General features: G+C 51.0%; 25 protein-coding genes, 5 tRNA genes and 1 pseudogene. 19 read left to right on the top strand and 12 right to left on the bottom strand.

What is annotated here, in order from left to right:
- The first annotated feature begins 273 nt into the window (after nt 1-273).
- On the top strand, nt 274-1176 hold the full coding sequence (locus tag OGY18_RS15960) for a LysR substrate-binding domain-containing protein (RefSeq protein WP_003022936.1): 903 nt from the start codon (nt 274-276) through the stop codon (nt 1174-1176).
- Between the two features lie 82 nt (nt 1177-1258).
- Here OGY18_RS15960 and cobO read toward each other — a convergent pair whose 3' ends face one another.
- The 10 genes and pseudogenes from cobO to glmS all read right to left on the bottom strand — a co-directional run bounded on the left by cobO (nt 1259) and on the right by glmS (nt 12466).
- Nucleotides 1259-1861, bottom strand: coding sequence for a cob(I)yrinic acid a,c-diamide adenosyltransferase (gene cobO, locus OGY18_RS15955; protein WP_063940686.1), 603 nt, complete (start codon nt 1859-1861; stop codon nt 1259-1261).
- Between the two features lie 9 nt (nt 1862-1870).
- A complete protein-coding gene (locus tag OGY18_RS15950) occupies nt 1871-3523 on the bottom strand; it encodes a class I fumarate hydratase (protein WP_003831421.1) in 1653 nt (550 codons plus the stop codon).
- Between the two features lie 91 nt (nt 3524-3614).
- Nucleotides 3615-4616: a glutaminase A gene (glsA, locus tag OGY18_RS15945; RefSeq protein WP_063940684.1), complete on the bottom strand. Its 1002-nt coding sequence runs from the start codon at nt 4614-4616 to the stop codon at nt 3615-3617.
- A 169-nt stretch (nt 4617-4785) separates the two neighbouring features.
- A pseudogene (locus tag OGY18_RS15940) lies at nt 4786-6067 on the bottom strand (dicarboxylate/amino acid:cation symporter); the annotation flags it as partial.
- Nucleotides 6068-6235: 168 nt separating this feature from the next.
- Nucleotides 6236-6553, bottom strand: a complete 318-nt coding sequence (locus tag OGY18_RS15935; RefSeq protein WP_003831425.1) for a DUF4387 domain-containing protein — start codon at nt 6551-6553, stop codon at nt 6236-6238.
- Nucleotides 6550-7920, bottom strand: coding sequence for an acyclic terpene utilization AtuA family protein (locus OGY18_RS15930; RefSeq protein WP_003831426.1), 1371 nt, complete (start codon nt 7918-7920; stop codon nt 6550-6552). Before OGY18_RS15930 ends, OGY18_RS15935 begins: the two co-directional genes overlap by 4 nt.
- Before the next feature lie 3 nt (nt 7921-7923).
- Nucleotides 7924-9165: a methylaspartate ammonia-lyase gene (locus OGY18_RS15925; protein ID WP_003831427.1), complete on the bottom strand. Its 1242-nt coding sequence runs from the start codon at nt 9163-9165 to the stop codon at nt 7924-7926.
- The gene (locus OGY18_RS15920; protein ID WP_003831428.1) at nt 9165-10610 is read right to left on the bottom strand and encodes a methylaspartate mutase subunit E; all 1446 of its coding nucleotides are present in this window, start codon (nt 10608-10610) and stop codon (nt 9165-9167) included. The genes OGY18_RS15925 and OGY18_RS15920 overlap by 1 nt, the downstream gene beginning before the upstream one ends.
- 18 nt (nt 10611-10628) lie before the next feature.
- Complete coding sequence (glmL, locus tag OGY18_RS15915) at nt 10629-12017, bottom strand: methylaspartate mutase accessory protein GlmL (protein WP_003831429.1); 1389 nt, start codon at nt 12015-12017, stop codon at nt 10629-10631.
- Nucleotides 12017-12466, bottom strand: a complete 450-nt coding sequence (gene glmS / locus OGY18_RS15910; protein WP_003022963.1) for a methylaspartate mutase subunit S — start codon at nt 12464-12466, stop codon at nt 12017-12019. Before glmS ends, glmL begins: the two co-directional genes overlap by 1 nt.
- Nucleotides 12467-13683: 1217 nt before the next feature.
- Between glmS and cydA the strand changes: the two genes are divergently transcribed.
- From cydA to pnuC, 18 genes are all read left to right on the top strand, one after another.
- Nucleotides 13684-15252, top strand: a complete 1569-nt coding sequence (cydA, locus tag OGY18_RS15905; protein WP_003022965.1) for a cytochrome ubiquinol oxidase subunit I — start codon at nt 13684-13686, stop codon at nt 15250-15252.
- Nucleotides 15253-15267: 15 nt separating this feature from the next.
- Entirely contained in the window at nt 15268-16407 is a 1140-nt protein-coding gene (gene cydB / locus OGY18_RS15900) for a cytochrome d ubiquinol oxidase subunit II (protein WP_003831431.1), read from the top strand.
- 14 nt (nt 16408-16421) lie between these two features.
- The gene (gene cydX / locus OGY18_RS15895; RefSeq protein ID WP_003022970.1) at nt 16422-16535 is read left to right on the top strand and encodes a cytochrome bd-I oxidase subunit CydX; all 114 of its coding nucleotides are present in this window, start codon (nt 16422-16424) and stop codon (nt 16533-16535) included.
- Complete coding sequence (gene ybgE / locus OGY18_RS15890; RefSeq protein ID WP_286553593.1) at nt 16535-16828, top strand: cyd operon protein YbgE; 294 nt, start codon at nt 16535-16537, stop codon at nt 16826-16828. The genes cydX and ybgE overlap by 1 nt, the downstream gene beginning before the upstream one ends.
- Nucleotides 16829-17103: 275 nt before the next feature.
- Nucleotides 17104-17508, top strand: coding sequence for a tol-pal system-associated acyl-CoA thioesterase (ybgC, locus tag OGY18_RS15885; RefSeq protein WP_003831439.1), 405 nt, complete (start codon nt 17104-17106; stop codon nt 17506-17508).
- On the top strand, nt 17505-18197 hold the full coding sequence (gene tolQ / locus OGY18_RS15880) for a Tol-Pal system protein TolQ (RefSeq protein WP_003022976.1): 693 nt from the start codon (nt 17505-17507) through the stop codon (nt 18195-18197). Before ybgC ends, tolQ begins: the two co-directional genes overlap by 4 nt.
- Nucleotides 18198-18200: 3 nt before the next feature.
- Nucleotides 18201-18629, top strand: coding sequence for a colicin uptake protein TolR (tolR, locus tag OGY18_RS15875; protein ID WP_003022978.1), 429 nt, complete (start codon nt 18201-18203; stop codon nt 18627-18629).
- A 64-nt stretch (nt 18630-18693) separates the two neighbouring features.
- A complete protein-coding gene (gene tolA, locus OGY18_RS15870) occupies nt 18694-19950 on the top strand; it encodes a cell envelope integrity protein TolA (protein ID WP_008784157.1) in 1257 nt (418 codons plus the stop codon).
- Between the two features lie 128 nt (nt 19951-20078).
- Nucleotides 20079-21371 carry a Tol-Pal system beta propeller repeat protein TolB gene (tolB, locus tag OGY18_RS15865; RefSeq protein ID WP_003022981.1) on the top strand — a complete coding sequence of 431 codons (1293 nt, stop codon included), beginning with the start codon at nt 20079-20081 and terminating at the stop codon, nt 21369-21371.
- Between the two features lie 34 nt (nt 21372-21405).
- Nucleotides 21406-21924, top strand: coding sequence for a peptidoglycan-associated lipoprotein Pal (pal, locus tag OGY18_RS15860; RefSeq protein WP_003022983.1), 519 nt, complete (start codon nt 21406-21408; stop codon nt 21922-21924).
- 9 nt (nt 21925-21933) lie between these two features.
- Nucleotides 21934-22725 carry a cell division protein CpoB gene (cpoB, locus tag OGY18_RS15855; RefSeq protein WP_003831441.1) on the top strand — a complete coding sequence of 264 codons (792 nt, stop codon included), beginning with the start codon at nt 21934-21936 and terminating at the stop codon, nt 22723-22725.
- 165 nt (nt 22726-22890) lie between these two features.
- Nucleotides 22891-22966 (top strand) — tRNA-Lys (locus OGY18_RS15850).
- 36 nt (nt 22967-23002) lie between these two features.
- Nucleotides 23003-23078 (top strand) — tRNA-Val (locus OGY18_RS15845).
- 3 nt (nt 23079-23081) lie between these two features.
- A tRNA-Lys gene (locus tag OGY18_RS15840) sits at nt 23082-23157 on the top strand.
- A gap of 146 nt (nt 23158-23303) precedes the next feature.
- A tRNA-Lys gene (locus OGY18_RS15835) sits at nt 23304-23379 on the top strand.
- Nucleotides 23380-23411: 32 nt separating this feature from the next.
- Nucleotides 23412-23487: transfer RNA gene (locus tag OGY18_RS15830), tRNA-Lys, on the top strand.
- Between the two features lie 282 nt (nt 23488-23769).
- A complete protein-coding gene (gene nadA, locus OGY18_RS15825; RefSeq protein WP_149281364.1) occupies nt 23770-24813 on the top strand; it encodes a quinolinate synthase NadA in 1044 nt (347 codons plus the stop codon).
- Between the two features lie 26 nt (nt 24814-24839).
- A complete protein-coding gene (gene pnuC / locus OGY18_RS15820; protein ID WP_191233155.1) occupies nt 24840-25559 on the top strand; it encodes a nicotinamide riboside transporter PnuC in 720 nt (239 codons plus the stop codon).
- Here the strand turns inward: pnuC and zitB are convergent.
- Together zitB and OGY18_RS15810 are read right to left on the bottom strand one after the other, a co-directional pair.
- Entirely contained in the window at nt 25556-26497 is a 942-nt protein-coding gene (zitB, locus tag OGY18_RS15815; protein ID WP_198578979.1) for a CDF family zinc transporter ZitB, read from the bottom strand. The two genes, pnuC and zitB, sit on opposite strands and share 4 nt — an antisense overlap.
- 113 nt (nt 26498-26610) lie before the next feature.
- Nucleotides 26611-26985: a YbgS-like family protein gene (locus OGY18_RS15810; RefSeq protein WP_003022994.1), complete on the bottom strand. Its 375-nt coding sequence runs from the start codon at nt 26983-26985 to the stop codon at nt 26611-26613.
- Between the last annotated feature and the right edge of the window lie 13 nt (nt 26986-26998).

Here is a 26998-nt window from a genome sequence, read left to right as displayed (position 1 = left end):
GCAAAGTTTTTTCTGCAATAAACAAGATAACTTGAAAAATTATTAAGAACTTATTGGCACTATTTGCTTGGGTTTAACCTTATTTAAATTGTGTTTATTGTTGCCCTTGAGTATTATCGGTTAATATTTATCCGCCATCAGTGTGAGCAAATCATGGATTGGATCAATGACATTAATGGATGAAATAAAATATAACTCTCGGTGCTTATCTGGGTATCTTGAATTATTTTTTATAAATTAAACTATTTTTGCACGCTGCATATGGAAGAGGTTATGAGAGGAAAAATACCTAAGACGGAGTTGCTGGTAACTTTTGAAGTTGTTGCGCGTCACGAAAGTTATACCCGGGCAGCTGAAGAGCTGGCTTTAACACAAAGTGCTGTTTTCCGCCAGGTAAATGCACTGGAGGATTTTCTCAATACCGCGCTATTTAATCATGCCAAAAAACGCATTTTTTTAAATGCGGCTGGCAAACACTATTTAAGTATCGTTAAAGAAACGTTAAATAAACTTGAACGAGATACGACGACGATAATGACCTGGCAGCCAACGGTACAGGTTATTGAGCTGGCGGTGAATCCGACGTTCAGCACGCACTGGCTGATCCCAAACCTGCGTGAATTTAACAAACTTAATCCTGATATTATCGTGAACATTCATTCCCTGGCGAATATTGGTGATTTTCTCAATCGAGAGTATGACGCGGCAATTATGCGTGAAGACTTTTATTCGCCATGGTCAGGGGTTGAGTACCTGTTTGAAGAGGAAATTCTGCCGGTATGCAGCCGCTGTTTGCTGGCCGAACCGGAACGAAAACTGGCGGTGAACGAATTACTAAACGAATTTCCGCTCTTGCACCAAAGTACGCGCATCAAAGGGTGGCAGGAGTGGTTTGCGCTGTCAGATGTCAGCAGTCCGCTGGTGAATAAAGGTCCGAGATTTGATTTGTTATCGATGCTGATCGCGGCGGTCCGTTCTAATCTGGGCGTTGCGCTGCTCCCGCGTTTTGCCATTCAGCACGATCTGGACAGTGGTGATATGGTCATTCCTTGCGATGTTCCAATGCGTACCGGGAATCGATTTATTATGACGTGGCGTGAAGAGAAATCGGAATCCGAGCATTTACAGATTTTCCGTAACTGGTTGCTCAGTAAGTCCGTGGTATCGGCTGCCTGAGGGTGGCTTGCGCCTTATCAGGCCTACAACGATGGGTAGGCCGGATAAGACGCGTTAGCATCGTTATCCGGCAAAAGAACGGCTACCAATCGATCCCAACCTGTGCCTGAATACCGCGGTCAAACGCGTGTTTGACCGGGCGGATTTCACTGACCGTATCGGCCAGTTCCAGTAACAGCGTATGGCATCCGCGCCCTGTGACGATAACGCTCTGACCGGCAGGGCGATTTTCGATGGCGCTGATAACCTCTTGCGTATCCAGATAGTGGTAAGCCAGCATGTAGGTGAGTTCATCCAGCACCACTAGATCGTAATGCGCATCAGCCAGCATGCGCTTACTCTCCTGCCACACAACCGTTGCCGCCTCGATATCTGCTTGCCGATTTTGGGTTTCCCAGGTAAATCCGGTGCCCATAATATGGAACTCGACGCCGAGCGGTTGCAGTGTGTTGTACTCGCCATTATCCCACTGACCTTTAATAAACTGCGCGATGCCAACGGTTTTTCCGTGACCCACTGCGCGCGTTGCCGTGCCAAAGGCTGCGGTGGATTTTCCTTTTCCGTTGCCGGTGAAGACAATCAGGATCCCTTTCTTCTCCGTTGCAGCCGCTACGCGGGTATCAACCTGCTCTTTCAGCTTCTGCTGACGCTGACGGTGTCTGTCGTTATTGGCGCGCGCTTCCATGGAAACTCCTTAATGCCCTGCCGGACAAGTTGCGCAGCGATGCTGCTGCTCGAACTGGCTAAAGAAGTTATTGCCTTTGTCATCCACTAATACGAAGGCCGGCATATTTTTAACTTCCATCATCCATACGGCTTCCATTCCCAGTTCGGGATATTCAAGGCACTGCAGGCTTTTCACGTACTGCTGCGCCAGCAGGGCTGCGGCACCGCCAATGCTGCCGAGGCTAAATCCACCGTGTTTGTGACAGGCATCAGTGACCTGCTGGCTGCGGTTACCCTTGGTGAGCATAATGAGGCTGCCGCCTTGTGCCTGGAAAGCATCGACATACCCATCCATGCGCCCGCCGGTGGTGGGCCCCATCGAGCCACAGGCCTGATTTTCCGGGGTTTTGGCGGGACCAGCGTAGTAAACGATATGCTTTTTCATGTATTCCGGCATAGGTTCGCCGTTATCCAGTCGCGCTTTGATGTTCGCGTGGGCGATATCGCGAGCAACAACAATCGGGCCGCTTAACGACAGGCGTGTACCAATGGGCAGAGCGGAAAGGTCATGCAGGATGTCACGCAGCGGACGGTTCAGATCCAGTTGTACGGTCTGAGCGCCGTTTTCTACCCGGTGAGAATCGGGGATAAATTTGCCCGGATTATGCTCGAGTTTTTCCAGCCAGATACCGTGTTTATTAATTTTGGCCTTAATGTTGCGGTCGGCAGAGCAGGAGAGGGCCATCGCGATTGGGCAGGAGCCGCCGTGGCGCGGTAAGCGAATTACGCGGATATCGTGGGCAAAGTATTTGCCGCCAAACTGCGCCCCGATGCCAAACTCGCGGCTGGCATTGAGCAACTCGGCTTCCAGCGCCGTATCACGGAACGCCTGGCCCAGCTCGTTCCCGCTGGTGGGCAGATTATCGTAATATTTGGTTGAAGCCAGTTTGGCGACTTTCAGCGCCTGGTCGGCGGATAAGCCCCCAACCACAAAAGCGATGTGATACGGCGGACAAGCGGCTGTACCCAGTGATTTCATTTTTTCGATCAGGAACGCAGTGAGTTTTTCCGGCTGTAGAATGGATTTGGTTTCCTGGTACAGTGCCGCTTTGTTAGCTGAGCCGCCACCTTTATTGACGAACAGGAAACGGTATTCGTTACCTGGGGTGGCGCTAATATCGATTTGTGCGGGCAGGTTGGTCTGGGTATTGACCTCGGTATACATATCCAGCGGGGCATTTTGCGAGTAACGCAGGTTGTTTTCGGTAAAGGTGGAATACACGCCTTTGCTTAATGCTTCTGCGTCATCGCCGCCGGTCCAGACATGTTGTCCTTTGCTGGCCACAATGGTTGCCGTCCCGGTATCCTGGCAGTTGGGCAGTACGCCTTTAGCTGAAACCTCTGCATTGCGCAGCAGCTGCAATGCGACGTACTTATCGTTACTGCTGGCCTGTGGGTCGTGCAAAATGCTGGCAATCTGTTTTAAATGTCCGGCGCGCAGGAAAAATGAAGCCTCATAAAACGCCTGCTGTGCTAACAAGGTTAACGCTTCCGGTGCAACCTTGATCACTTCCTCTCCGTCTAACTCCGTTACCGTAACGTGCTGGTTACTCAGTAATTCATACTCGGTACTATCTTTACTCTGAACAAAGAGTTCCTGCCAGACAAATGGTTTAGACATAGTACTTCTCACCTTTTCATTTTGCCGGATGACGGCGTAAATAAATGCGCTAATCGTAGGCCGGATAAGCGAAGCGCCATCCGGCGTAAAGTTATTTGGCTAAAAAGACATTGGCTTTTGTCGCTTCGGCGACATATTCGATAGTTTGCTGGGCTCGAACGCTGTTACCGGCTGCATCTAGCGGCGGAGAATAGACCGCAATTGCATATTCGCCTGGGACAACGGCAACCATGCCGCCGCCGACGCCGCTTTTTGCCGGGATGCCAACGGTGTACAGCCATTTACCGCTACCGTCGTAAAGCCCGGCGATTGCCATTTCTGCCAGCACCTGCGGAACATATTTCTCGTTCAGCAACTGTTTACCGTTGAACGGAGATTTGCCTTTGTTCGCGAGTACGGCACCCATTTTGGCCAGTTGCTCAACGGTGATATCCACCGAGCACTGGCGGGTATAAATTTCGACGGCTTCGTCAGTGTTGCCATAGAAGCTGTTATAGGATTCCATCAGCTTGGCCAGCGCCTGATTGTGCTGGTTGGTTTCCATTTCAGATTTGAAAACCGGTTCGTTCACGGTGAGAGTGGCATCGGCCCAGACGTTCAGGTTGTCGAGAATTTTGTTCCAACGATCGGTTTTGTCTTTGGCTTCGATCAGGCTAACGGTGCTCATGGCCCCGGCGTTTACCAGCGGGTTTTCAGGCGCACCTTTGGTCAGTTCAACGGCTAAACCTGAGTTGAATGGCATACCGGTGGCATTGGCGCCAAGTTTATCCAGCACTACCTGAGGACCGTGCTGCTCCATGGCGAGCGCCATGGTGAACACTTTACTCAGGGATTCCATTGGGAAAGGTTTGTTAACATCGCCAACCTGGTAGATCTTGCCGTCCACCGTCGCAATGGTGATGGCAAAATTTTTCGGGCTATAGGTCGCCAGAGCAGGGATGTAGTCGGCGACTTTTCCATCGTTGTTACTTTTGTACTTCTGATGAGCCTGTTCTATCAGCTTGGCGTAGTCGGGCGTGGTTTGCGCGAATGTGGTTGCGCTAAACAAGACGCTGAAAGAAAAGAGACTCACGCCGAGAATTGTTTTATTCATTATGCATTCCTGTTGGTGTTGTTGGGAAAACTATCCTGTAGGCCGGATAAGGCGTTCACGCCGCCATCCGGCGTTAACACGGTATAATTGCCGGATGGCAACGCTGACGCGTTTTATCCGGCCTACGATTAGTCGTTCTTCTACTGTCAGGACAAAGCGACTTCCGTTTCGGTAACCGGACGTTCTTGTTCCGGGGTCTTCACCGGCGCAGTTCCACGGCAACCCTGGCCGTAGTGTTCGCCTTCCCAACGGCCCACGATGGCAGCACCCATTGCGTTACTCATAACGTTGGTGGCGGAACGACCCATATCGAGGAACGGATCGACGCCCATCAGCAGAATCAGGCCAGCTTCTGGAATGTTGAACTGGTTCAGGGTTGCAGCGATAACCACCATTGATGCGCGCGGTACGCCTGCCATTCCTTTTGAGGTCAGCATCAGGATCAACAGCATGGTGATTTGCTCGCCCATGCTCAGTTCGATGTTGCACGCCTGGGCAATAAAGACGGTGGCAAATGAGCAATAAGCCATGGAACCGACCAGGTTAAAGGAATAACCGATAGGCAGAACGAAGCTGGCGATTTTTGAAGAAACACCGAATTTTTCCAGCTTGTCCAGCGTACCCGGGAAGGCGGCTTCAGAGCTTGAAGTGGTAAAGGCCAGCAGAGCGGGTTCGAGGATTGATTTAGTTAACCGTGCGATGCAAGGCCCGACGATCATAGTAGACAGGCCAATCAGGATTGCCCACAGCATACCCAATGTCAGGTAGAACTCACCCATGAAGATCCCGGCGCTAACCATCACACCCAAACCACGTTCGGCAATCAGACCTGAAATAGCGGCAAAAACGGTCAGTGGTGCAAACAGCATGACGTAACCCGTCAGCTTCAGCATGACGTGCACCAGTGAATCCAGCACTTTCACGATAGGATCGGCTTTTTCACCAATCGCAGCGAGGCTGCAACCGAGGAAGATTGAGAACACGACGATCTGCAGAATTTCGTTACGCGCCATCGCATCGACAATACTGGTCGGTACCGCGTGTGAGATGAATACTTTCAGCGTGAATGGCTCTGACTTAACGGCGGCAACGGCTCCGACGTCATGTGGCACAAAGTTGATACCTGCGCCTGGCTGGAAGATATTAACGATAACCAGACCCAGTGCAATTGACACCAGAGAGGCGCAAATAAACAGGAAGAAGGTTTTTGAAAATATACGTCCCAGCGTTTTGGCATCGCCCATTTTGGCAATACCCACAACCAGAGTTGAAATAACCAATGGAGCGATAATCATTTTCACCATACGTAAGAATATAGTGGTAAAAATGGAAATATCTGCTGCATAAGATTTTGCTGTTTCAGCCGCGGCCATATTATTTATGGCCACCCCGGCAATCATGCCGAGTATCAGGCCTAATATGATCATCTTCGTTAAACTAATTTTCTTCATGTGTACTCCATCGGATAAAGGCTGGTAATTGGAATTGTGTAGGGTGGCGTGCGCCTGAACCTGGACAGCAGCTCAGACGCACGCCTGTTGTGACCAACCGCATGAATAATTCGAAGCACTGTGATACAGCTGAATTCTGTGCTCCAATGGTTGTTATTGTGTTTTTTGTTACAAGTCAAACTCAATACTTAATAATGGAGCGTGTTGCTGCGCACCATAAACATCATTGTCACCGACATTGCCGGAAATAATATCCCGTGGCATGACGATTTTTACGGCATTCGCTGGATCGAACCAGACGATATTGTGAATAAACTCAGGCTCAACATTATATAAACCGGCAATAAGCTGCGGCGTTAATTGCTCGCAGGCTTTTACCCGCTGATAGTCTTCCCTTGTTTTAAATAAAATATCTAAAACTAGTTCGTACGGTCCGGCGTTTTTGGAACGAATTACTTGCGCCAGTGAACAAATTGAGTGTTTCATGCCTGAACTCCTTCTGGCGTCACCTGTTCAATGTGGAAATCAAAACGCAGCGCATCGCTCGCTTCAATCAGGTGATAGATCGAGAACTCATACACCGGTCCACTCTGAATATCAGATGGCGAGAACGGGAAGGCGAGGTTGCCCGCAGTCGCAATGCGATTTTCATAGCCGTAGTGCAGCAGGGTAGAGCGCACCAGAGAGCAAACGCTGTTGGCGATATCCTGCGTTGGCGCGACGACATCCAGTAAAATTCCCAGTTCATGGCCCGCAGTTTTCATCGGCTCATGGTTGCCCATCACACCGTTCTTACCGTACAGGTGGAACGTCATGCGGATACTGTCGTCATTCAGCGAGAGGTTACGTGCCACGCTTGCCTGTACCTCTTCAAGAATCGTGTCAATCCCGGCAATCATAATCGGGTCACGTGTTCCGGCGATGGTCAGGCAACGGAAGCCAACCTGGCGTGCACCTTCCAGTTTCAACGCATACGGTGTTTCTTCATGGCGTGAACCGCTGACATACACTTCGCCCTCGTTAACCTGGGTGAAAGTGCATGCCTTCAGGTTCAGCACACCGCCTGGCCCTGGCAGGAAGTACGGATCTGACTTTTCGTACAGGGTGTGTGCTGCTGCGGAAGTCTCGGTGAACTTACGCTTGGGATTGAACGCCTTCAGCGTAAAGCCGTTATCGTCAATGATTCCCATCGCACAATCTGAGCCGGAACCAGGGGTGGCGGCAATGGCTGCACACTCAAGGATCTTACCGCAATGAAGCGCCAGACCTTCATCAAAGCCCTGCATAATCGGCAGCGCGGCGAAGCAGGCCGGATCGTAGGCACGTCCGCCCAGGACCACCTGCGCACCGGCTTTCAGCGCACGCTGGAAAGGCTCGATGCCCATTTGTGCGACAATGTAGGTACTCTCTTCAATGGCCTCGTGAGTCAGTTCCGGCACAAAATCGAGCGCGGTGATTTTGCCGTTATCCAGCGCCTGATGAACGATTTCTTTGTCGACATCAGACGGAATTAGCGCCATTGAGAAAGACAGTTTTTCTTCCTGCGCGATCTCATGGATTATCTGGCGACACCACTCCAGATGCGGAGCTGCGCCAGAACCACCAGCTGTGCCGATTACTACCGGGATGTTGTTCTTAACGCCTGCCACAATCATATAGCGCAGATCGCGTTTCACACCGGCCCTGTCAGTAAAGGGTTTACCTGCCCCCAGGTAGTGGGGGCCAGGATCGGAGGAACCTGCGTCAACAGCAATAAGATCCGGTGACTCTTCCATGGCTTTACGAAAACTTTCTTCCGGGAAGCCATAACCCAGGATAGCCGTAGGCGATAAGATCTTAAATGTGCGTGCCATCTCTTAATCCTTAGTTTGCAACAACGCGATGGTGCGGTTCATTTCGTTAAACACGATGTTGAGACCTTCATCGAAACCCATACCCGGTTTAACCAGCATGCGCATTGGACGCGCGGCAAGTGCCACGTGTACGCAGGTGCGGGCACTGATCTCGGTTTCGTTACAGGTACCGCCCTGATAGGCTTCCATCGCGTGTTTGTTGCAATACAGCACCGCATCAACGATGTTGTGAATACCGCCCAGATCCGGAGTCTTGATCTGTACCATGTGGCAGCTGCCTGCATCGGTAAAGTCCACGATATCCTGATAGGTGTTACACCATTCATCCGCAACGATTTTCACGCCGGAACCCAGACGAGTCAGCTCTTTGGTGATGGCGGTCAACATGCGGATCTGATCCGGCTTGTTACCGGCATCAACCGGACCTTCGATATACAGCGGCAGACCCTGGGCTTCGGCTTCCAGGCTGGCGATGTATTCGGCGCAACGCACTGGATCCATATCGAAGATAAGACCGATCGTGCCGTACACATCAATGTGCAGCGTCGGGTGATAACGTTCGCTGGTGCGCAGGCTTAAGATGCGGTCGGATAACCAACGTACATACTCACGCAGTTTTTCGCCTTTAAAGCCCAGCTTCTCTTCCACGTTGTTGATCAGCGCATGCGGCAGGACGTCCACACCTTTGAGGATCATCTTATCAACGGCGATATAACGGTCGTCACCGCTCTGACCAAATAATGGAATGGCTTCCGGGACGCACGGCAGTTGCCATTCATCGCAAACCACTTCAGTTTTCAGACGACCGGTAGCCAGCGCCGCAGCGTCGAGCAGCGCCTGAGACAAACCATAGCGGACGGCGGTATGCAGCAGATGACCGTCAATACGCAGTTGGTCAAAGAAACGCGCGTTCGGCAGGAACGAATCAACGTCACGACCTTCCAGTAACGGCTTGATGTGGTCGTTGAGGAACGGAATGAAGTTTTCAGCCAGGAACAGTGGGTCACGACCGCCTGCACCTGAATATTGCACCGCTGCGCAATCGCCCACAGCTACCGCGCCGTTTTCCAGAATCAGCTGTACGGAAACACATTCACCCGCCTGACGAACAGACGTAAATCCAGGCGTTACCGGATCGCCGGTATAGATAAACCCGTCATGACCGGCGCCGTTTTTGATGGCCTGCTGATCGTCAAAATAAAATGAGGAGTAGCCAGCTGTGAAAAGGGCCTGTTTAATTTTCATTATGGTCTTCCTATTAATTTACTGTGGGATACGGCGTTGATGTCATCAATGACCATCTGGAAAGAAGGCTTGCGACCTTCGAAATGTGCGCGCTCTGCAACGTAGTCGTGGTGCAGGGCGAGAATATCTTTCGGCAGCGGCACTGCACCGGCTTCAAGAATACGGATTGCGCCTGTGTTATCGCGAACAGGCAGGATCTTACCGGCGTTACAGGCGGCAGGAGCGAAAGGCACATCCAGCACGCCAGCTTCAAAGGCCAGCACCGTACCGCGCGCAATGTCGCCATTGCCCAGTTCGAAGACTTTCTTCAATACCGCGCGGACTTCGCTCTTAATCAGGTCAACTTCCTGCTCCACGGCAGCGCACTGCGGGAATTTCTGATCGCTGACCATGTTGAGCATCTGGCGTGACGCTTTCAGACCCTGGGCGTTAGCTGCCGCGGTTGGGATACCGAATGCTTCGTGCGGACTTTTGGTAATGACTTTTGTGGCACCAGACATACCGGCAACCGCTGCACCCCAGGCGATAACGGAGAAGGCTTTTGCTTCATCTTCCGGGAATCCGCCCATCCACTGGTGGAAAACGGTGCTCAGCTCGTAATCGTCGAAGCCATGGTTATGGAAGTATTCGTGGGACAGTTCACGCAGTGCCTGAATAGCAGCGATATCCTGTGTCAGGCTACCGACCTGGCCGTAACCGACGGTAATAGACTTCACGCCCTGCTCCAGCGCCAGCAGACCTTCGATAATCGCGACTGAGTGGGACATGAACGGCGGGATCAGCGTGCCGGTCAGCGGACCAAACGGCTCACGGTTGATGCGAATGCCGTTCTCTTCGTACAGACCCATCAGACGGTCGCAGTACTGCCAGTCGCGGATAGATTTTTCCAGGGTGACGCGTTTGGCGTAAGGGATGTTGTAGGAGATACCGCCGCCTTCGTAGCTGGTAAAGCCACTGGCCATGGCGATTTCTGCCAGCAGACGCGCATCCGGTGTACCGTGGCGAACCTGGATCGGTTTATCCAGCGATTCAGTCATACGACGGCAGGCAGCAACCCCGTGATTGACGACCGGTAAACCATTCAGCTTGGAAGTACCTGCTTCGATGGATTTTTGGATCCCGACAGCGGCTTCTTCATAGCGGTTCAGACGGGTATAGGCATCGATAGTACTTGGCAGGAGGTCGCACTCTTCCTGCAATGTTTTGAGCAGCGCAATATGCTCATCCATTAATGCCACACCTGCGCGCGGCTGGCTCAGAGTTTTACCCTCCTGATCGGCCTTCAGCAGGGCGAGGGAGAAACGCTTTTTCTCTGGAATTGATTGCTGGTACTTCACGCCATCTTCGAAGTTCTCAACGTCTTTACCGGTTTCCCAGGTTTGTAACACCTGATGCCTTTCGGTCATGAATTCGTCATGGGTCAATTTTTTATTTCGAAGTTCCATTCGTAGCTGCCTTAAGTTTTATAGGGTTAAACACTGAATGCTGGTGCGAGCAGCGGCTTGCGGGTACAGCCTGGCGACGTTTGCCAGTAGCGGGAGCAGGCCATTTGAATCGCGGTAATACTCAAACTGATTCGGTAACAGAATTCTTTTGCCCTGGTCGTCCAGCTCCCTGTATTTGAGCCAGTTATGGATATCGAACTGGCTGGCGCGAGAGAGCCATCCCCCTGAACCGACGACTTTGCGTACGGTGGTGAGATCGCGACCCATCTGTAAATCCACATTACCCACGCAGGTGCAAACCTGCTTTTTAGTGCCCGCGTGGCGCTCAGCGGCATAGCCCACGCATAAACCTGCCAGCAGGGTGTCGAAATATTTCTCTTCCTCGCTGAGTGGCAGGTAATCCGGTTGCCCAACCAAGTGGCGTAGATAGCGGTAAAACGCTTCCTCGCGCTGTGGCTGCTGGGCGAAGATGACTTTCACCATATCCTGCGTGCTTTCTCCCACCACAACGGCGGAAACGCGCATGCCAAGGTCGCCTTCAACGGTACGTTTGACGAACGGTTCAGGAACACCATGCAGGACGGTATCGGGGGAGAGGGTATTCGCGCTGGCCGAATAGACATCCGTGGTGGCTCCGCCCATATCAATCAGCATGAATTCCTTCCATGCGCTGTCGTAATCGCTAATGGCTTTGACTAACTCATATACCGTCCATGGCGTCGGCATAGGCTCTTCGCCTGTTTCGCCGACGATAACGTCCAGACCTTTGCCTTTGACGATGCGTGACAAGAACACATCGCAAATCGCCTGGCGCGCGGCAAACGGATTCGGGTGATCGAGGTCCGGCAGAATGTTGTCTACCGTGGTCAGATCCTTATGTCCCAGAATCGTTTGTATTTCGTCCTGAATGTCCCGGTTTCCGGCGTAGATAATGGCGCAATCAAGCTTTGAGCCTGCCAGCGCGTGTGCATTCGCCAGGCCGTAACTTTCTTCGCCACCGTCTGTCCCGCCGGTAAACAACAGAATGTCTGGTGGTGATGATTCCAGCTCCTGGATGTCATGACGGTTCAGCTTGTACGAATAATATTGCGCGATTTTCGCTCCTGCCGAATGGGCGGTAACTTTTGCCGACTCCAGCGTAATGGAAGGCACCAGCCCCATTGCTGCAACGGCGAGCCCACCTTTCGCTGAGGAGGAGTATTTCAACTGCACTTCACCACTTTTCAGTAACGGGCGAGCATCGGCAACATTCAGCACCTGATTCAGGCTGGCAAAAAAACCGTCTGCCAGATGATGTGTGGTGGTTGGGGTCAGGACATGGTTTACCAGGGTTAATTCCTCGCCTTCATGTGCGAAGAGGGCTGCCTTGGTCCATGTCGAGCCGATATCGACAGAAACTGTTTGCATCAGATGGCCTCTTCCAGGCAACGCTGTTCGAGGCCATTGTGTTGGTGAATATCATTAGTGATAAGCGCGCAAACATCTTCCAGATCGTGGCTGGGGGCGAAGACCCGGTTAAAGCCCATCTCTTTAAACTTCACTTCCACGTCGGCGAAGTCATGTTTACCGACGACCAGGTTGCCGCCGACGTACAGCAGAATGTCGCCAAGGCCGCGTTCGATGCAGCGCTCACGTAACCCGAGGCAGTCAATGTCGCCATGACCGTAGATAGAGGACACCACGATGGCATCGGCGCCTGTTTCAATCGCAGCATCAATATATTCATCCTGGCTCACCATCACCCCGAGGTTGATTACGTGAAAATCATGAGCAGTAAAAACGCGATCCAGAACTTTATTACCTACTGCATGGCAGTCAGCACCGATGACGCCAATAACAAGTGTAGATTTCTTCATGGGTAATCCTCTGTAGGGCTGATGGTCAATAAGTGAAATTATTTTCTAATATTTAGAACATGGATTGTGACAACCTCTTAATAGGGTTGGAGTTTCTGTGGAAGCGAAAAAGGAAGCAATTGATCTATTTTCAAAATATCCTGAGAAAAATGATTGTTATATTTAGTTGGTGTAAAATTCTTTTGTAATCAATGTGATGCGATGTATTTTTTTAACTGCTTTTAATTTATTAGAGAATTGGGTAATAAATGACTTGCCATGTTTGTGATCGAAATCTTATTTTGTTATGCGAGCCATTTATGACGTGTTTTAAATAATTTCAAAAATCCCAATTACTAATTAACTTGTGAACGACATAACGGTTTTTTATTTTTTAATCTTATATGTCATAATTCATTTTTGTTAAATTTAGGATAAAAATGATAAGGAAATGTTTGTGGCATATTTAATCTTTGCCACATAAGAGAAGAGGGGGTGTTAATGATAACTTTCAGTGATGATTTAAGCGAAACGTCAGCATTCTCTCGCAGAACGACAAACGCAATGCATCGGTCATTGTGGAACGTTTTCGCTTCCAGTTGAGATAGTTACATCTCGGTGTTAATTATAAGTAAAATTTAAATGAATAATTTGTATGAAATAACAAATCCATGACTTGCTAAACAAAAAACTGTGAGCTACCCAGCATTAGTGATTCTTTATCTGCTATCAATTTAGTCAGCCGGGCTGGTTAAAAGATCGTGTACATTTAAATAAATATCCTATCATTTGTAGTAACGGCAATTACTCATTGAAAAACATGTTGTTAACATCGCGTTTACTAGTAGCGTGAGTGCTAAACACTATTAACATTAAATTTGAAAATTGATTTAAATCAATGTTTAAAACTTGGAAAACAGCATCAAAAGAGGTTAAATTGCTTCAGATCAAATTGGTCTGAAAGTGGTAAATTAGCTATAAATTGATCACTATCGAAAAATGCAAATTTGTCTCGATAAAAACCTGTTTATTGTAAGGATTTTACGGCGTAATATAATTGCGGGATCAATTTGAGTGTTTTATTAACATGTTTGTAACTTTTCATCATTATCCTTTCTTCAAATGAGAGGGAAGGGTAGCGGCGGAAGGAAGCAGATAAATTTGTATTGGGGCATGCGTGTGACCCTTTCTAACGGGGTTCACTCTCGGAGTCTTCATGCGATGAGCAAGGAGTCATGATGTTAGATATAGTCGAACTGTCGCGCTTACAGTTTGCCTTGACCGCGATGTACCACTTCCTGTTTGTGCCACTGACGCTCGGTATGGCGTTCTTGCTGGCCATTATGGAAACGGTCTACGTCCTTTCCGGCAAACAGATTTATAAAGATATGACCAAGTTCTGGGGCAAGTTGTTTGGTATCAACTTCGCTCTGGGTGTGGCTACCGGTCTGACCATGGAGTTCCAGTTCGGGACTAACTGGTCTTACTACTCCCACTATGTAGGGGATATTTTCGGTGCGCCGCTGGCGATCGAAGGTTTGATGGCCTTCTTCCTCGAATCCACCTTTGTAGGTCTGTTCTTCTTCGGCTGGGACCGTTTGGGTAAAGTCCAGCATATGTGTGTCACCTGGCTGGTGGCTCTGGGTTCTAACCTGTCTGCGTTGTGGATTCTGGTTGCGAACGGCTGGATGCAGAACCCAATCGCAGCGGATTTCAACTTCGAAACCATGCGTATGGAGATGCTGAGCTTCTCTGAACTGGTGCTCAACCCGGTAGCACAGGTGAAATTTGTTCACACTGTGGCATCTGGTTATGTATGTGGCGCGATGTTCGTTCTGGGTATCAGCTCCTACTATATGCTGCGCGGTCGTGACTTCGCGTTTGCTAAACGTTCTTTTGCTATCGCTGCCAGCTTTGGTATGGCTGCTATTCTGTCTGTTATCGTTCTGGGTGATGAATCTGGTTACGAAATGGGTGACGTGCAGAAAACCAAACTCGCTGCGATTGAAGCAGAATGGGAAACTCAGCCTGCTCCAGCTTCCTTTACGCTGTTCGGTATTCCGGACCAGGATGCGCAGGAAAACCATTTTGCGATTCAGATTCCTTATGCGCTGGGCATCATTGCCACCCGCTCTGTTGATACACCGGTCATTGGTCTAAAAGACCTGATGGTGCAGCACGAAGAGCGTATCCGTAACGGGATGAAAGCGTATCAGTTGCTGGAAGAACTGCGTGCTGGTACTACCGACCAGGCCGTTCGCGACCAGTTCAACAGCATGAAGAAAGACCTGGGTTATGGTCTGCTGTTGAAACGCTATACGGATAACGTCACCGACGCGACCGAAGCGCAAATTCAGCAGGCAACGAAAGATTCTATTCCTCGTGTTGCGCCGCTGTACTTCGCTTTCCGTATCATGGTGGCATGCGGCATTCTGATGCTGGCAATTATCGCGGTGTCCTTCTGGACTGTGCTTCGTAACCGTATCGGTGAGAAAAAATGGCTGCTGCGCACCGCGCTGTATGCGATTCCTCTGCCGTGGATTGCTATTGAATCCGGTTGGTTTGTTGCAGAGTACGGTCGTCAACCGTGGGCGATTGGTGAAGTGTTACCAACAGCCGTAGCGAACTCTTCGCTGACTGCTGGCGACCTCATCTTCTCGATGCTATTGATTTGCGGCCTGTATACCCTGTTCCTGGTGGCTGAACTGTATCTGATGTTCAAGTTCGCACGCCTTGGGCCGAGTAGCCTGAAAACCGGTCGTTATCACTACGAGCAGTCCACTGTGACTTCTCAGCCGGCACGCTAAGACAGGAGTCGTCAAATGATCGATTATGAAGTATTGCGTTTTATCTGGTGGCTGCTGGTTGGCATTCTGCTGATTGGTTTTGCGGTCACTGATGGCTTCGACATGGGGGTGGGCATGCTCACCCGTTTCCTCGGTCGTAATGATACCGAGCGTCGAATTATGATTAACTCCATCGCCCCGCACTGGGACGGTAACCAGGTTTGGCTCATCACCGCGGGTGGCGCACTGTTCGCTGCCTGGCCGATGGTCTATGCCGCTGCGTTCTCCGGTTTCTATGTGGCGATGATTCTGGTTCTGGCGTCCTTGTTCTTCCGTCCGGTCGGTTTTGACTACCGCTCTAAGATTGAAGATATGCGCTGGCGCAACATGTGGGACTGGGGCATCTTCATAGGTAGCTTCGTGCCACCGCTGGTGATTGGCGTGGCGTTCGGTAACCTGCTGCAAGGGGTTCCGTTCCACGTAGATGACTACATGCGTTTGTACTACACCGGTAACTTCTTCCAGTTGCTGAATCCGTTTGGTCTGCTGGCGGGTGTCGTGAGCGTTGGGATGATCATCACCCAGGGTGCGACCTATCTGCAGATGCGTACGGTAGGTGAACTGCATCTGCGTGCTCGTGCAACTTCACAGGTTGCGGCGCTGGTGACTCTGGTCTGCTTCGCGCTGGCCGGTGTGTGGGTGATTTACGGTATTGACGGTTATGTTGTGACCTCTGCACTGGATCATCATGCCGCCTCTAACCCGCTGACCAAAGAAGTTGCTCGTGTGGCTGGCGCATGGATGGTGAACTTTAACAATGCACCTATCCTGTGGCTGGTTCCTGCACTGGGCGTGGTTCTGCCGCTGTTGACCATCCTGACTTCTCGTATGGAGAAAGGGGCATGGGCGTTCGTCTTCTCCTCACTGACGTTAGCCTGCATCATCCTGACTGCCGGTATCGCAATGTTCCCGTTTGTGATGCCATCCAGCACCATGATGAACGCAAGTTTGACCATGTGGGATGCCACCTCCAGCCAGCGTACATTGAATCTGATGACCTGGGTCGCGGCGGTGTTTGTACCGATCATTCTGCTATACACCAGCTGGTGTTACTGGAAGATGTTCGGTCGCATCACTAAAGAAGATATTGAAAGCAACACCCACTCTCTGTACTAAGTAAGGAGCTTAAAATGTGGTATTTCGCATGGATTTTGGGAACGCTTCTTGCCTGTGCATTTGGGATAATCACTGCGCTGGCGCTTGAGCACGTTGAATCAGGCAAAGCCGGGCAAGAAGATAGCTAATGACCAACATTATCGCGATGGTATACAACGCGATGGACAAGCGCCCCTTGCGGGCGCTTTCATTTGTGCTGGCAATCGTGTTGGCTGGCTGCATATTCTGGGATCCGTCACGTTTTGCGGCCAAAACCAGTGAGCTTGAAATCTGGCATGGTTTCCTGCTGATGTGGGCGGTCTGCGCAGGCATTATTCACGGCGTTGGCTTCCGTCCTCGCGCCGTACATTGGCAGGGCATCTTCTGCCCGCTGATCGCGGATATTGTCCTCTTTGTTGGTCTGATTTTCTTCTTCTTTTGAATAAGAAACATCCTTAAATATTTATGGGCTTGCATAAGCCCATAATTTTTTACTCTCCGTTTACTTTCCCCCATTCCAAAGCACCATTCCCGCGCGTATAGTAGCGAAGTTTGAAAGCACTAACCTTTTGTTGCATTACCGGGATGTACAGTGAAGACAGCGCGATATACAACGACATTCTTGATGCATCGCGGCGGCAAGAACGCGAATCACCAGACGCTTACAAAGGTAAGTAACTGGTGCGAGTGGGCGAAGCCAACAAAGAGGCAGTAGGAATGAATAAGTATATGTTTCGATGGCCGGTTCGTGTCTATTATGAAGATACCGATGCCGGTGGGGTGGTTTACCACGCCAGTTACGTCGCTTTTTATGAAAGAGCACGCACAGAAATGCTTCGTCATCATCACTTCAGTCAGCAGGTCCTGTTGGCCGAACGTGTAGCCTTTGTGGTGCGCAAGATGACCCTCGAGTATTTTGCGCCTGCCCGGCTCGACGATATGCTCGAAGTTCAAACCGAAATTACGTCAATGCGTGGCACCTCATTGGTTTTCACGCAACGCATTGTCAACGCAGAGAACACCGTGCTGAATGAAGCCGAAGTTCTGATTGTTTGCGTTGATCCACTCAAAATGAAGCCTCGTGCGCTTCCCAAGTCTATTGTCGCGGAGTTTAAGCAGTGACTGACATGAATATCCTTGATTTGTTCCTGAAGGCAAGCCTTCTGGTTAAACTTATCATGTTGATTTTGATTGGTTTCTCAATCGCATCCTGGGCCATCATCATCCAACGGACCCGTATTCTTAATGCTGCTTCACGTGAAGCCGAAGCATTTGAAGACAAGTTCTGGTCCGGCATTGAATTGTCGCGCCTGTACCAGGAAAGCCAGGGGCGTCGTGATAATTTGGCGGGCTCGGAGCAAATTTTCTACAGCGGATTCAAAGAATTTGCGCGTTTGCATCGGGCAAATAGCCACGCGCCGGAAGCGGTCGTTGAGGGGGCTTCCCGTGCGATGCGTATCTCGATGAACCGTGAGCTGGAAACGCTGGAAACGCATATTCCATTCCTCGGCACAGTTGGCTCCATCAGCCCGTATATCGGTCTGTTCGGTACCGTTTGGGGGATCATGCACGCATTTATCGCGCTGGGCGCGGTAAAACAGGCGACGCTGCAAATGGTCGCACCGGGTATCGCAGAAGCGTTGATTGCAACGGCTATCGGTCTGTTTGCGGCAATCCCGGCGGTTATGGCCTACAACCGTCTGAACCAGCGCGTGAACAAACTGGAACTGAATTACGACAACTTTATGGAAGAGTTCACCGCGATTCTGCACCGCCAGGCGTTTACCGTTAGCGAGAGCAACAAGGGGTAAGCCATGGCCAGAACGCGTGGACGAGGTCGTCGCGAACTCAAGTCCGAAATCAATATTGTACCGCTGCTCGACGTACTGCTGGTGCTGTTGCTGATCTTTATGGCAACCGCACCGATCATTACGCAGAGTGTGGAAGTCGACCTGCCGGATGCGACCGAGTCGCAAGCCGTCAGCAGTAACGACGAACCCCCGGTCATTATTGAAGTTTCCGGTATTGGGCAATACAGCGTGGTGGTTGAGAAAGATCGTATGGATCAACTGCCGCCGGAGCAGGTTATCGCGGAAGCGAAAAGCCGCCTGCAGACCAATCCGAAAACGGTCTTTTTAATCGGTGGTGCGAAAGACGTGCCTTATGATGAAATAATTAAAGCGCTGAACTTGTTACACAGTGCAGGCGTAAAATCGGTTGGCTTGATGACGCAGCCAATCTGATGACTGCGTTTTGCTGGCTTGAAAGATAGCACGTAACAGGCGAACAGTTTTTTGGGAACCGAGAGTGTCAAAGGCAACCGAACAAAACGACAAGCTCAAAAGGGCGATAATTATTTCAGCGGTGCTGCATGTCATTTTATTTGCAGCGCTGATCTGGAGTTCGTTCGATGAGCACATTGATGCTTCAGCCGGCGGCGGTGGCGGTTCGTCCATCGACGCCGTTATGGTCGATCCTGGCGCCGTTGTGCAACAGTACGACAGGCAGCAGCAACAGCAGGCAAGTGCGAAACGTGCTGAAGAGCAGCGTGAAAAGCAGGCGCAGCAGCAAGCTGAAGAACTTCGCGAGAAGCAGGCAGCTGAGCAAGAGCGACTGAAGCAGCTGGAAAAAGAACGTTTAGCCGCGCAGGAAAAAGTGCGCGAACAGGCGGAACAGCAGAAGCAAGCTGAAGCCGCCGCAGCGAAAGCGCAAGAGCAACAGAAACAGGCTGAAGAGGCTGCGGCGAAGGCTGCTGCAGACGCGAAGGCTAAAGCTGATGCTCAGGCTAAGCAAGCGGCAGATGCCGCGAAGAAAGCCGCTGCGGACGCACAGAAAAAAGCTGAGGCTGAAGCCGCTAAAGCCGCCGCTGATGCGAAGAAAGCTGCAGAAGCACAAGCTGCTAAGGCAGCTGCGGACGCTGCGAAGAAAGCACAGGCTGAAGCCGCTAAGCAAGCTGCAGCCGAGAAAGCTGCTGCTGAGAAAGCAGAAAAAGCCGCTGCCGCGAAAGCTGCCGCTGCTGAAAAAGCGGCGGCTGATAAGAAAGCCGCTGCAGAAAAAGCAGCAGCAGACAAAAAAGCTGCAGCTGAGAAAGCCGCTGCCGATAAGAAAGCTGCGGCAGATAAAGCAGCTGCGGCTAAAAAGGCTGCGGCCGAAAAAGCCGCTGCAGCCTCTGGCGTTGACGACTTGTTGGGCGACCTGAGCTCCGGTAAGAATGCACCGAAATCGGGCGGTGGAGCGAAAGGAAACGGCCAACCGGCGAAAGATAGTGGTACAAGTGGTGCCAATGGCGGTGCATCTGGCGCTGATATCAGTGCTTACGCATCTCAAATTCGTAATGCGATCCAGAGCCGTCTGTATGGTGCAGATTTGTATGCAGGTAAATCTTGCGTATTACATATCAAGTTAGCACCCGATGGTCTGTTACTGGATGTGACCGAAGAGGGCGGGGATCCGGCATTGTGTCAGGCTGCGCTGACGGCTGCGAAAACCGCCAGAATTCCTAAACCGCCTAGCCAGGCAGTTTATGAAAAAGTAAAAGATGCCAAACTGGACTTCAAACTGTAATAACGACCCCTGAGAAATCAGGGGAAACGGTCTAAGGTTGAGACAGAGTTCTGGTAGTTTTGTGTATTTGAGTTTGTTAACATTCTGCTAAATTATCGTGGGCTTTCCGTCCAGATAAGGGAGATATGATGAAGCAGGCATTACGAGTAGCATTTGGTTTTCTGATGCTGTGGGCAGCGGTGCTGCACGCAGAAGTACGTATCGAGATCACCCAGGGGGTGGACTCGGCGCGCCCGATTGGTGTTGTCCCCTTCCAGTGGGCAGGACCGGGTGCTGCACCTGAAGATATCGGTGGTATCGTAGGTGCTGACCTGCGTAACAGCGGTAAATTTAACCCGTTAGACCGTTCTCGTCTGCCTCAGCAGCCCGGTACCGCGCAGGAAGTTCAACCTGCCGCTTGGTCTGCGCTGGGCATTGATGCCGTAGTCGTCGGCCAGGTTACGCCGAACCCGGATGGTTCTTACAGCGTTGCCTATCAGCTGGTTGACACCGGTGGCGCACCGGGTACCGTACTGGCACAGAACACCTATAAAGTGAACAAGCAGTGGCTGCGTTACGCGGGCCATACTGCAAGTGACGAAGTGTTTGAAAAACTGACCGGCATTAAAGGTGCATTCCGTACCCGTATCGCTTATGTTGTTCAGACCAACGGTGGTCAGTTCCCGTACGAATTACGTGTGTCCGACTACGATGGTTACAACCAGTTCGTGGTACACCGTTCTCCGCAGCCGCTGATGTCTCCGGCGTGGTCACCGGACGGTTCAAAACTGGCGTACGTTACCTTCGAAAGCGGTCGTTCTGCGCTGGTTATTCAGACACTGTCTAACGGCGCGGTTCGTCAGGTAGCCTCGTTCCCACGTCACAACGGTGCGCCTGCGTTTTCTCCGGATGGCAGCAAACTGGCGTTTGCCCTGTCTAAAACCGGTAGCCTGAACCTGTATGTCATGGACATTGGTTCCGGTCAGATCCGTCAGGTGACGGATGGTCGTAGCAACAACACGGAACCTACCTGGTTCCCGGACAGCCAAAACCTGGCCTTTACGTCTGACCAGGCCGGTCGTCCGCAGGTTTATAAAGTTAACGTCAACGGCGGTGCTCCGCAGCGCATTACCTGGGAAGGTTCGCAAAACCAGGATGCGGATGTGAGCAGCGACGGTAAATTTATGGTAATGGTAAGCTCGGCCAACGGTCAGCAGCACATTGCCAAACAAGATCTGGTAGCGGGTGGCGTACAAGTTCTGTCGTCAACGTTCCTGGACGAAACGCCAAGTCTGGCACCTAACGGCACTATGGTAATCTACAGCTCTTCTCAGGGGATGGGATCCGTGCTGAATTTGGTTTCTACAGATGGGCGTTTCAAAGCGCGTCTTCCGGCAACTGATGGACAGGTTAAATTCCCTGCCTGGTCGCCGTATCTGTGATAATAAATAATTGATTAATAAAGGAATCATTGAAATGCAACTGAACAAAGTGCTGAAAGGGCTGATGATTGCTCTGCCTGTTATGGCTATTGCAGCGTGTTCTTCTAACAAGAACGCCAGCAATGACGGCAGCGAAGGCATGCTGGGTGCCGGCACTGGTATGGATGCAAACGGCAGCGGCAACATGTCTTCTGAAGAGCAAGCGCGTCTTCAGATGCAACAGCTGCAGCAGAACAACATCGTTTACTTCGATCTGGACAAGTACGATATCCGTTCTGACTTCGCTGCAATGCTGGATGCTCACGCTAACTTCCTGCGTAGCAACCCGTCTTACAAAGTCACCGTAGAAGGTCATGCGGACGAACGTGGTACTCCTGAGTACAACATCTCCCTGGGTGAGCGTCGTGCGAACGCCGTTAAGATGTACCTGCAGGGTAAAGGCGTTTCTGCTGACCAGATCTCCATCGTTTCTTACGGTAAAGAAAAACCTGCAGTACTGGGTCATGACGAAGCGGCTTACGCCAAAAACCGTCGCGCCGTACTGGTTTACTAAGAGAATTGCATGAGCAGTAACTTCAGACATCATCTGTTGAGTCTGTCGTTACTGGTTGGCATAGCGGCCCCCTGGGCCGCTTTTGCACAGGCGCCAATCAGTAGTGTCGGCTCTGGCTCGGTCGAAGACCGTGTCACTCAACTCGAGCGTATTTCTAACGCTCACAGTCAGCTTTTAACCCAACTCCAGCAACAACTCTCCGATAATCAGTCCGATATTGATTCCCTGCGCGGTCAAATTCAGGAAAATCAGTATCAACTGAATCAGGTTGTTGAACGCCAGAAGCAGATATTGCTGCAGATGAATAATCTTGGCAGCGGTAGTGCACCTGCGGCGCAATCAGCGGGCGGCGATCAGAGTGGGGCAGCAGCAACCCCTGCACCTGATGCGGGTGCAGCGGCAGCGTCAGGTGCTCCGGTACAAACTGGCGATGCGAATACCGATTACAATGCGGCCATTGCTCTGGTGCAGGATAAATCCCGCCAGGATGACGCGATTGAAGCATTTCAGAACTTCATTAAAAAGTACCCAGACTCAACTTACCTGCCAAATGCGAATTACTGGCTGGGTCAGTTGAATTACAACAAGGGGAAAAAAGATGATGCAGCGTTCTATTTTGCTTCTGTAGTCAAAAACTTCCCTAAATCACCAAAGGCTGCAGACGCGATGTATAAAGTCGGTGTCATCATGCAGGACAAAGGTGATAAAGAGAAAGCGAAAGCCGTTTATCAGCAGGTTATCACTAAATACCCTGGCACTGATGGCGCGAAACAAGCGCAAAAACGCCTTGGCGCGATGTAATGAACACCATGCGACCAGAAATCGTGTTAATTCTGGTCGCGTCGTGTGATTCCTAAGCAGTTGAGTTATTTACATCGAAATTTTTGTTGCGCTAAAATCTGAAATCAGTAATATATGCCGCCGTTGCCAAGGGATATCAAACAGCCCGAAAGCGGCAAAAAAAGTGGGTCGTTAGCTCAGTTGGTAGAGCAGTTGACTTTTAATCAATTGGTCGCAGGTTCGAATCCTGCACGACCCACCACTAACTTAGTTAGTAAGTAGTATCCAGCGCAGTATCGGGTGATTAGCTCAGCTGGGAGAGCACCTCCCTTACAAGGAGGGGGTCGGCGGTTCGATCCCGTCATCACCCACCACTCGGGGCGTTAGCTCAGTTGGTAGAGCAGTTGACTTTTAATCAATTGGTCGCAGGTTCGAATCCTGCACGCCCCACCAACTTTAACATCGTACTCAGGTGTTAAACGTGAAGGATAACGTTGCTTTAGCAACGGCCCGTTAGGGCGAGACGACGTCGAGTCATCCTGCACGCCCCACCAATTTATTGGTGGTACCGAGTAAAAATTTTCAGGTTATACCCGAGCGGGTCGTTAGCTCAGTTGGTAGAGCAGTTGACTTTTAATCAATTGGTCGCAGGTTCGAATCCTGCACGACCCACCATCCTGAAAGTATAAAGAAGTAAACCCCATAAGGGGGCGTTAGCTCAGTTGGTAGAGCAGTTGACTTTTAATCAATTGGTCGCAGGTTCGAATCCTGCACGCCCCACCAGTGTAAAAAGGCGCCCTAAAGGCGCCTTTTTGCTATGAGCAGAATTCATCGATTCAAACCTGCTTGCCTGATGCGCTTCGCTTATCTGTCCTACAGACGACACTATTCACGTAGGCCGGATAAGACGTCAGTCGCCTTCCGGTATTCATCACACGCAATTATTGTGACTTTCTTACGCCAATCCGCTATCTTGTTTAGCATATAAAACAAATCTAACCGAATACGGCGTGCGTCACGCTTTTAATCGGTTATTTCGTTAAGCCAGTAAAACGAGAAAGCAAGATGAGCGTGATGTTTGATCCAGAAGCAGCAATTTATCCGTTTCCGCCGAAGCCAGCCCCGCTGAGTGTGGATGAAAAGCAATTTTATCGTGAAAAAATCAAGCGCCTGCTGAAAGAGCGTGATGCCGTTATGGTCGCGCACTATTACACCGATCCCGAAATTCAGCAGTTGGCCGAAGAGACCGGTGGTTGTATTTCTGATTCTCTGGAGATGGCGCGTTTCGGCTCAAAGCATTCTGCCTCTACGCTGTTGGTTGCAGGCGTGAGGTTTATGGGGGAAACCGCCAAAATCCTCAGCCCGGAAAAGACCATCCTGATGCCGACCCTACAGGCGGAATGCTCATTAGATCTGGGCTGTCCGATTGATGCGTTCAGCGCGTTTTGCGATGCGCATCCGGATCGTACCGTGGTGGTTTACGCCAATACCTCAGCCGCCGTTAAAGCACGTGCGGACTGGGTCGTCACATCCAGTATCGCGGTAGAACTTATTGAGCATCTTGATAGTTTAGGTGAAAAAATCATCTGGGCTCCGGACAGACATCTGGGCAACTACGTACAAAAACAGACCGGTGCAGACGTTCTTTGTTGGCAGGGGGCCTGTATCGTCCACGACGAATTTAAAACTCAGGCTTTAACACGCATGAAGGGGCTTTACCCTGATGCTGCGGTGTTGGTGCACCCGGAGTCCCCCCAGTCTATCGTTGATATGGCCGATGCGGTTGGCTCAACCAGCCAGTTAATCAACGCAGCTAAATCGTTACCGCATCAACAGCTGATTGTGGCTACTGACCGGGGCATTTTTTACAAAATGCAGCAGGCTGTTCCGGATAAAGAGTTACTCGAAGCGCCGACGGCTGGTGAGGGGGCAACCTGTCGCAGCTGTGCGCATTGTCCGTGGATGGCGATGAACGGCCTCAAGGCGATTGCTGAGGGCCTGGAACAAGGAGGAGCGGCTCATGAGATACATGTTGATGCTGGGCTGCGAGAAGGGGCGTTGTTGCCGTTAAACCGCATGTTGGAATTTGCGGCTACACTTCGAGCTTAATTAATATTTTTGCTCTGGGGGAAAAGATGGACTTTTTTAGCACGCAGAACATTCTGGTACATATTCCGATTGGCGCTGGCGGTTACGATCTGTCTTGGATCGAAGCTGTGGGGACGATCGCCGGGTTGCTGTGTATTGGCCTGGCGAGCCTTGAGAAAATCAGCAATTACTTCTTCGGCCTGATAAACGTCACGCTGTTTGCGATTATCTTCTTTCAGATCCAGCTCTATGCAAGCCTGTTGCTGCAAGTTTTCTTTTTTGCCGCCAACATCTACGGCTGGTATGCCTGGTCCAGGCAAACCAGCCAGCATGAAGCGGAACTGAAAATTCGCTGGCTGCCGTTACCAAAAGCGATCGGCTGGCTGGCGGCTTGCGTGGTGGCGATCGGCCTGATGTCGGTCTATATCGATCCGGTCTTTGCGTTCCTGACCCGCATTGCGGTGAACATTATGCAGGCATTGGGATTACAGGTTGTTGTGCCTGAGTTGCAACCCGATGCATTCCCATTCTGGGACTCCTGCATGATGGTGTTGTCGATTGCGGCGATGATCCTGATGACGCGTAAGTACGTTGAAAACTGGCTGCTGTGGGTGATCATTAACGTAATAAGCGTAGTGATTTTCGCCCTGCAAGGCGTATATGCCATGTCGCTGGAGTATGTGATCCTGACTGTTATCGCCCTGAACGGTAGCAGGATGTGGATTAACAGCGCGCGTGAGCGGGGGTCCCACGCGCTGTCCCATTAATGGTGATGGTGTGAATGGCCGGATACCCCCTGATACAGGTGGCAGTCCGGCCCATTACACGGCTGATACTCCATCTGGATCGTGGCGTGTTCAATCTGGTAGTGATGGATAAGGAAGTGCTGAATACGCTCCAGCAGCGCGTCGTGATCGTGCGGCGGAACCACCTGCACATGCAGCGTCATTACCGGTTTTTCACCCACCATCCAGACATGGACATGGTGTACATTGCGGACTTCAGGGATATCCCGGCTGAGATGGCGCTGCAGTGCGGCGATATCCAGCGTCAGCGGGGCGCCTTCCAGTAATTCATTAACGCTATCCTTTAACAGTCGCCAGGCGCTACGCAGTACCAGCACGGAAACCAGAATCGAGAGAATCGGGTCCGCAGGCGTCCAGCCCGTCCAGATAATAATCAGCGCAGCGATGATCGCCCCGACCGAGCCGAGTAAATCGCCCATCACATGCAGTGCCGCGGCGCGGACGTTCAGGTTTTTCTCCTCACTGCCGCGGTGTAGAACCCAAAAAGCCAGCACGTTGGCCAGTAAACCCGCGACAGCTATAACCATCATCATGCCGCCAGCCACGGGGCGGGGCGTATGGAAACGCTCAATGGCTTCCCAGACGATTAAAATGGTGATCACGACCAATGCGATGGCATTAACAAACGCGGCCAGTGTCGTGAGCCTCAGCCAGCCGAAGGTGTGTCGTATTGTGGGCGGGCGCTGGGAAAACCGGACGGCCAGCAGCGCAAAAAGGAGCGCTGCGGCATCAGTGAGCATATGCCCGGCATCGGCCAACAAGGCCAGTGAACCTGAAAGTATTCCACCCACCACTTCAACCAACATAAATCCGGCTGTAATGCAGAATGCAAACATCAAGCGGCGGGCATTATTGTCCTTGGGTTGCTCAGAAGAAGTATGAGTATGCGAGTGCGCCATTATGCCATCCCTTTGTTATTCTCATCTTTACTGTATGCCATCATACCGTTTTTGGGATGATAAAATTAAAAAGGAGAGCTATTGCTCTCCCATTATTAGCTTTATTTTCAGCGTTACTGCGTAGTGCCATCAGTTTTTGTCTCAGCATCATTGTTAATGCCGTTTCCGGTCTCAACCTTCTTATTCACATCAGGGCAGCGACCGTCCTTACACATGGTGTTTTTGTGCATCTCGTCTTTGGTCATCCCTTCATGGTTCATTGATGAACCGTTCGGGTGCAGCATTGTGCCACCCGAATTCACGTTACTGTTGTCGACATTATTTGGTGCCACGTTTTCGCGTGCGTCTGGGGCGACCTGACCGGCATCCGCCGAGGAATTTGCCTGGCCGTTATTGGACTGCGTGTTGGTTTCAGCTGCCAGCGCCGCGCCGCTGGCGAGGCTGAGTGTAGCGGTAAGAAAGAGTGAAGCCAGCTTTGTCATATGCATAATATGCTCCTGT

This window comes from Citrobacter sp. Cpo142 (assembly GCF_030332425.1).
GTDB lineage: Bacteria > Pseudomonadota > Gammaproteobacteria > Enterobacterales > Enterobacteriaceae > Citrobacter > Citrobacter portucalensis.
This window is presented reverse-complemented; position numbering and strand designations above follow the sequence as displayed.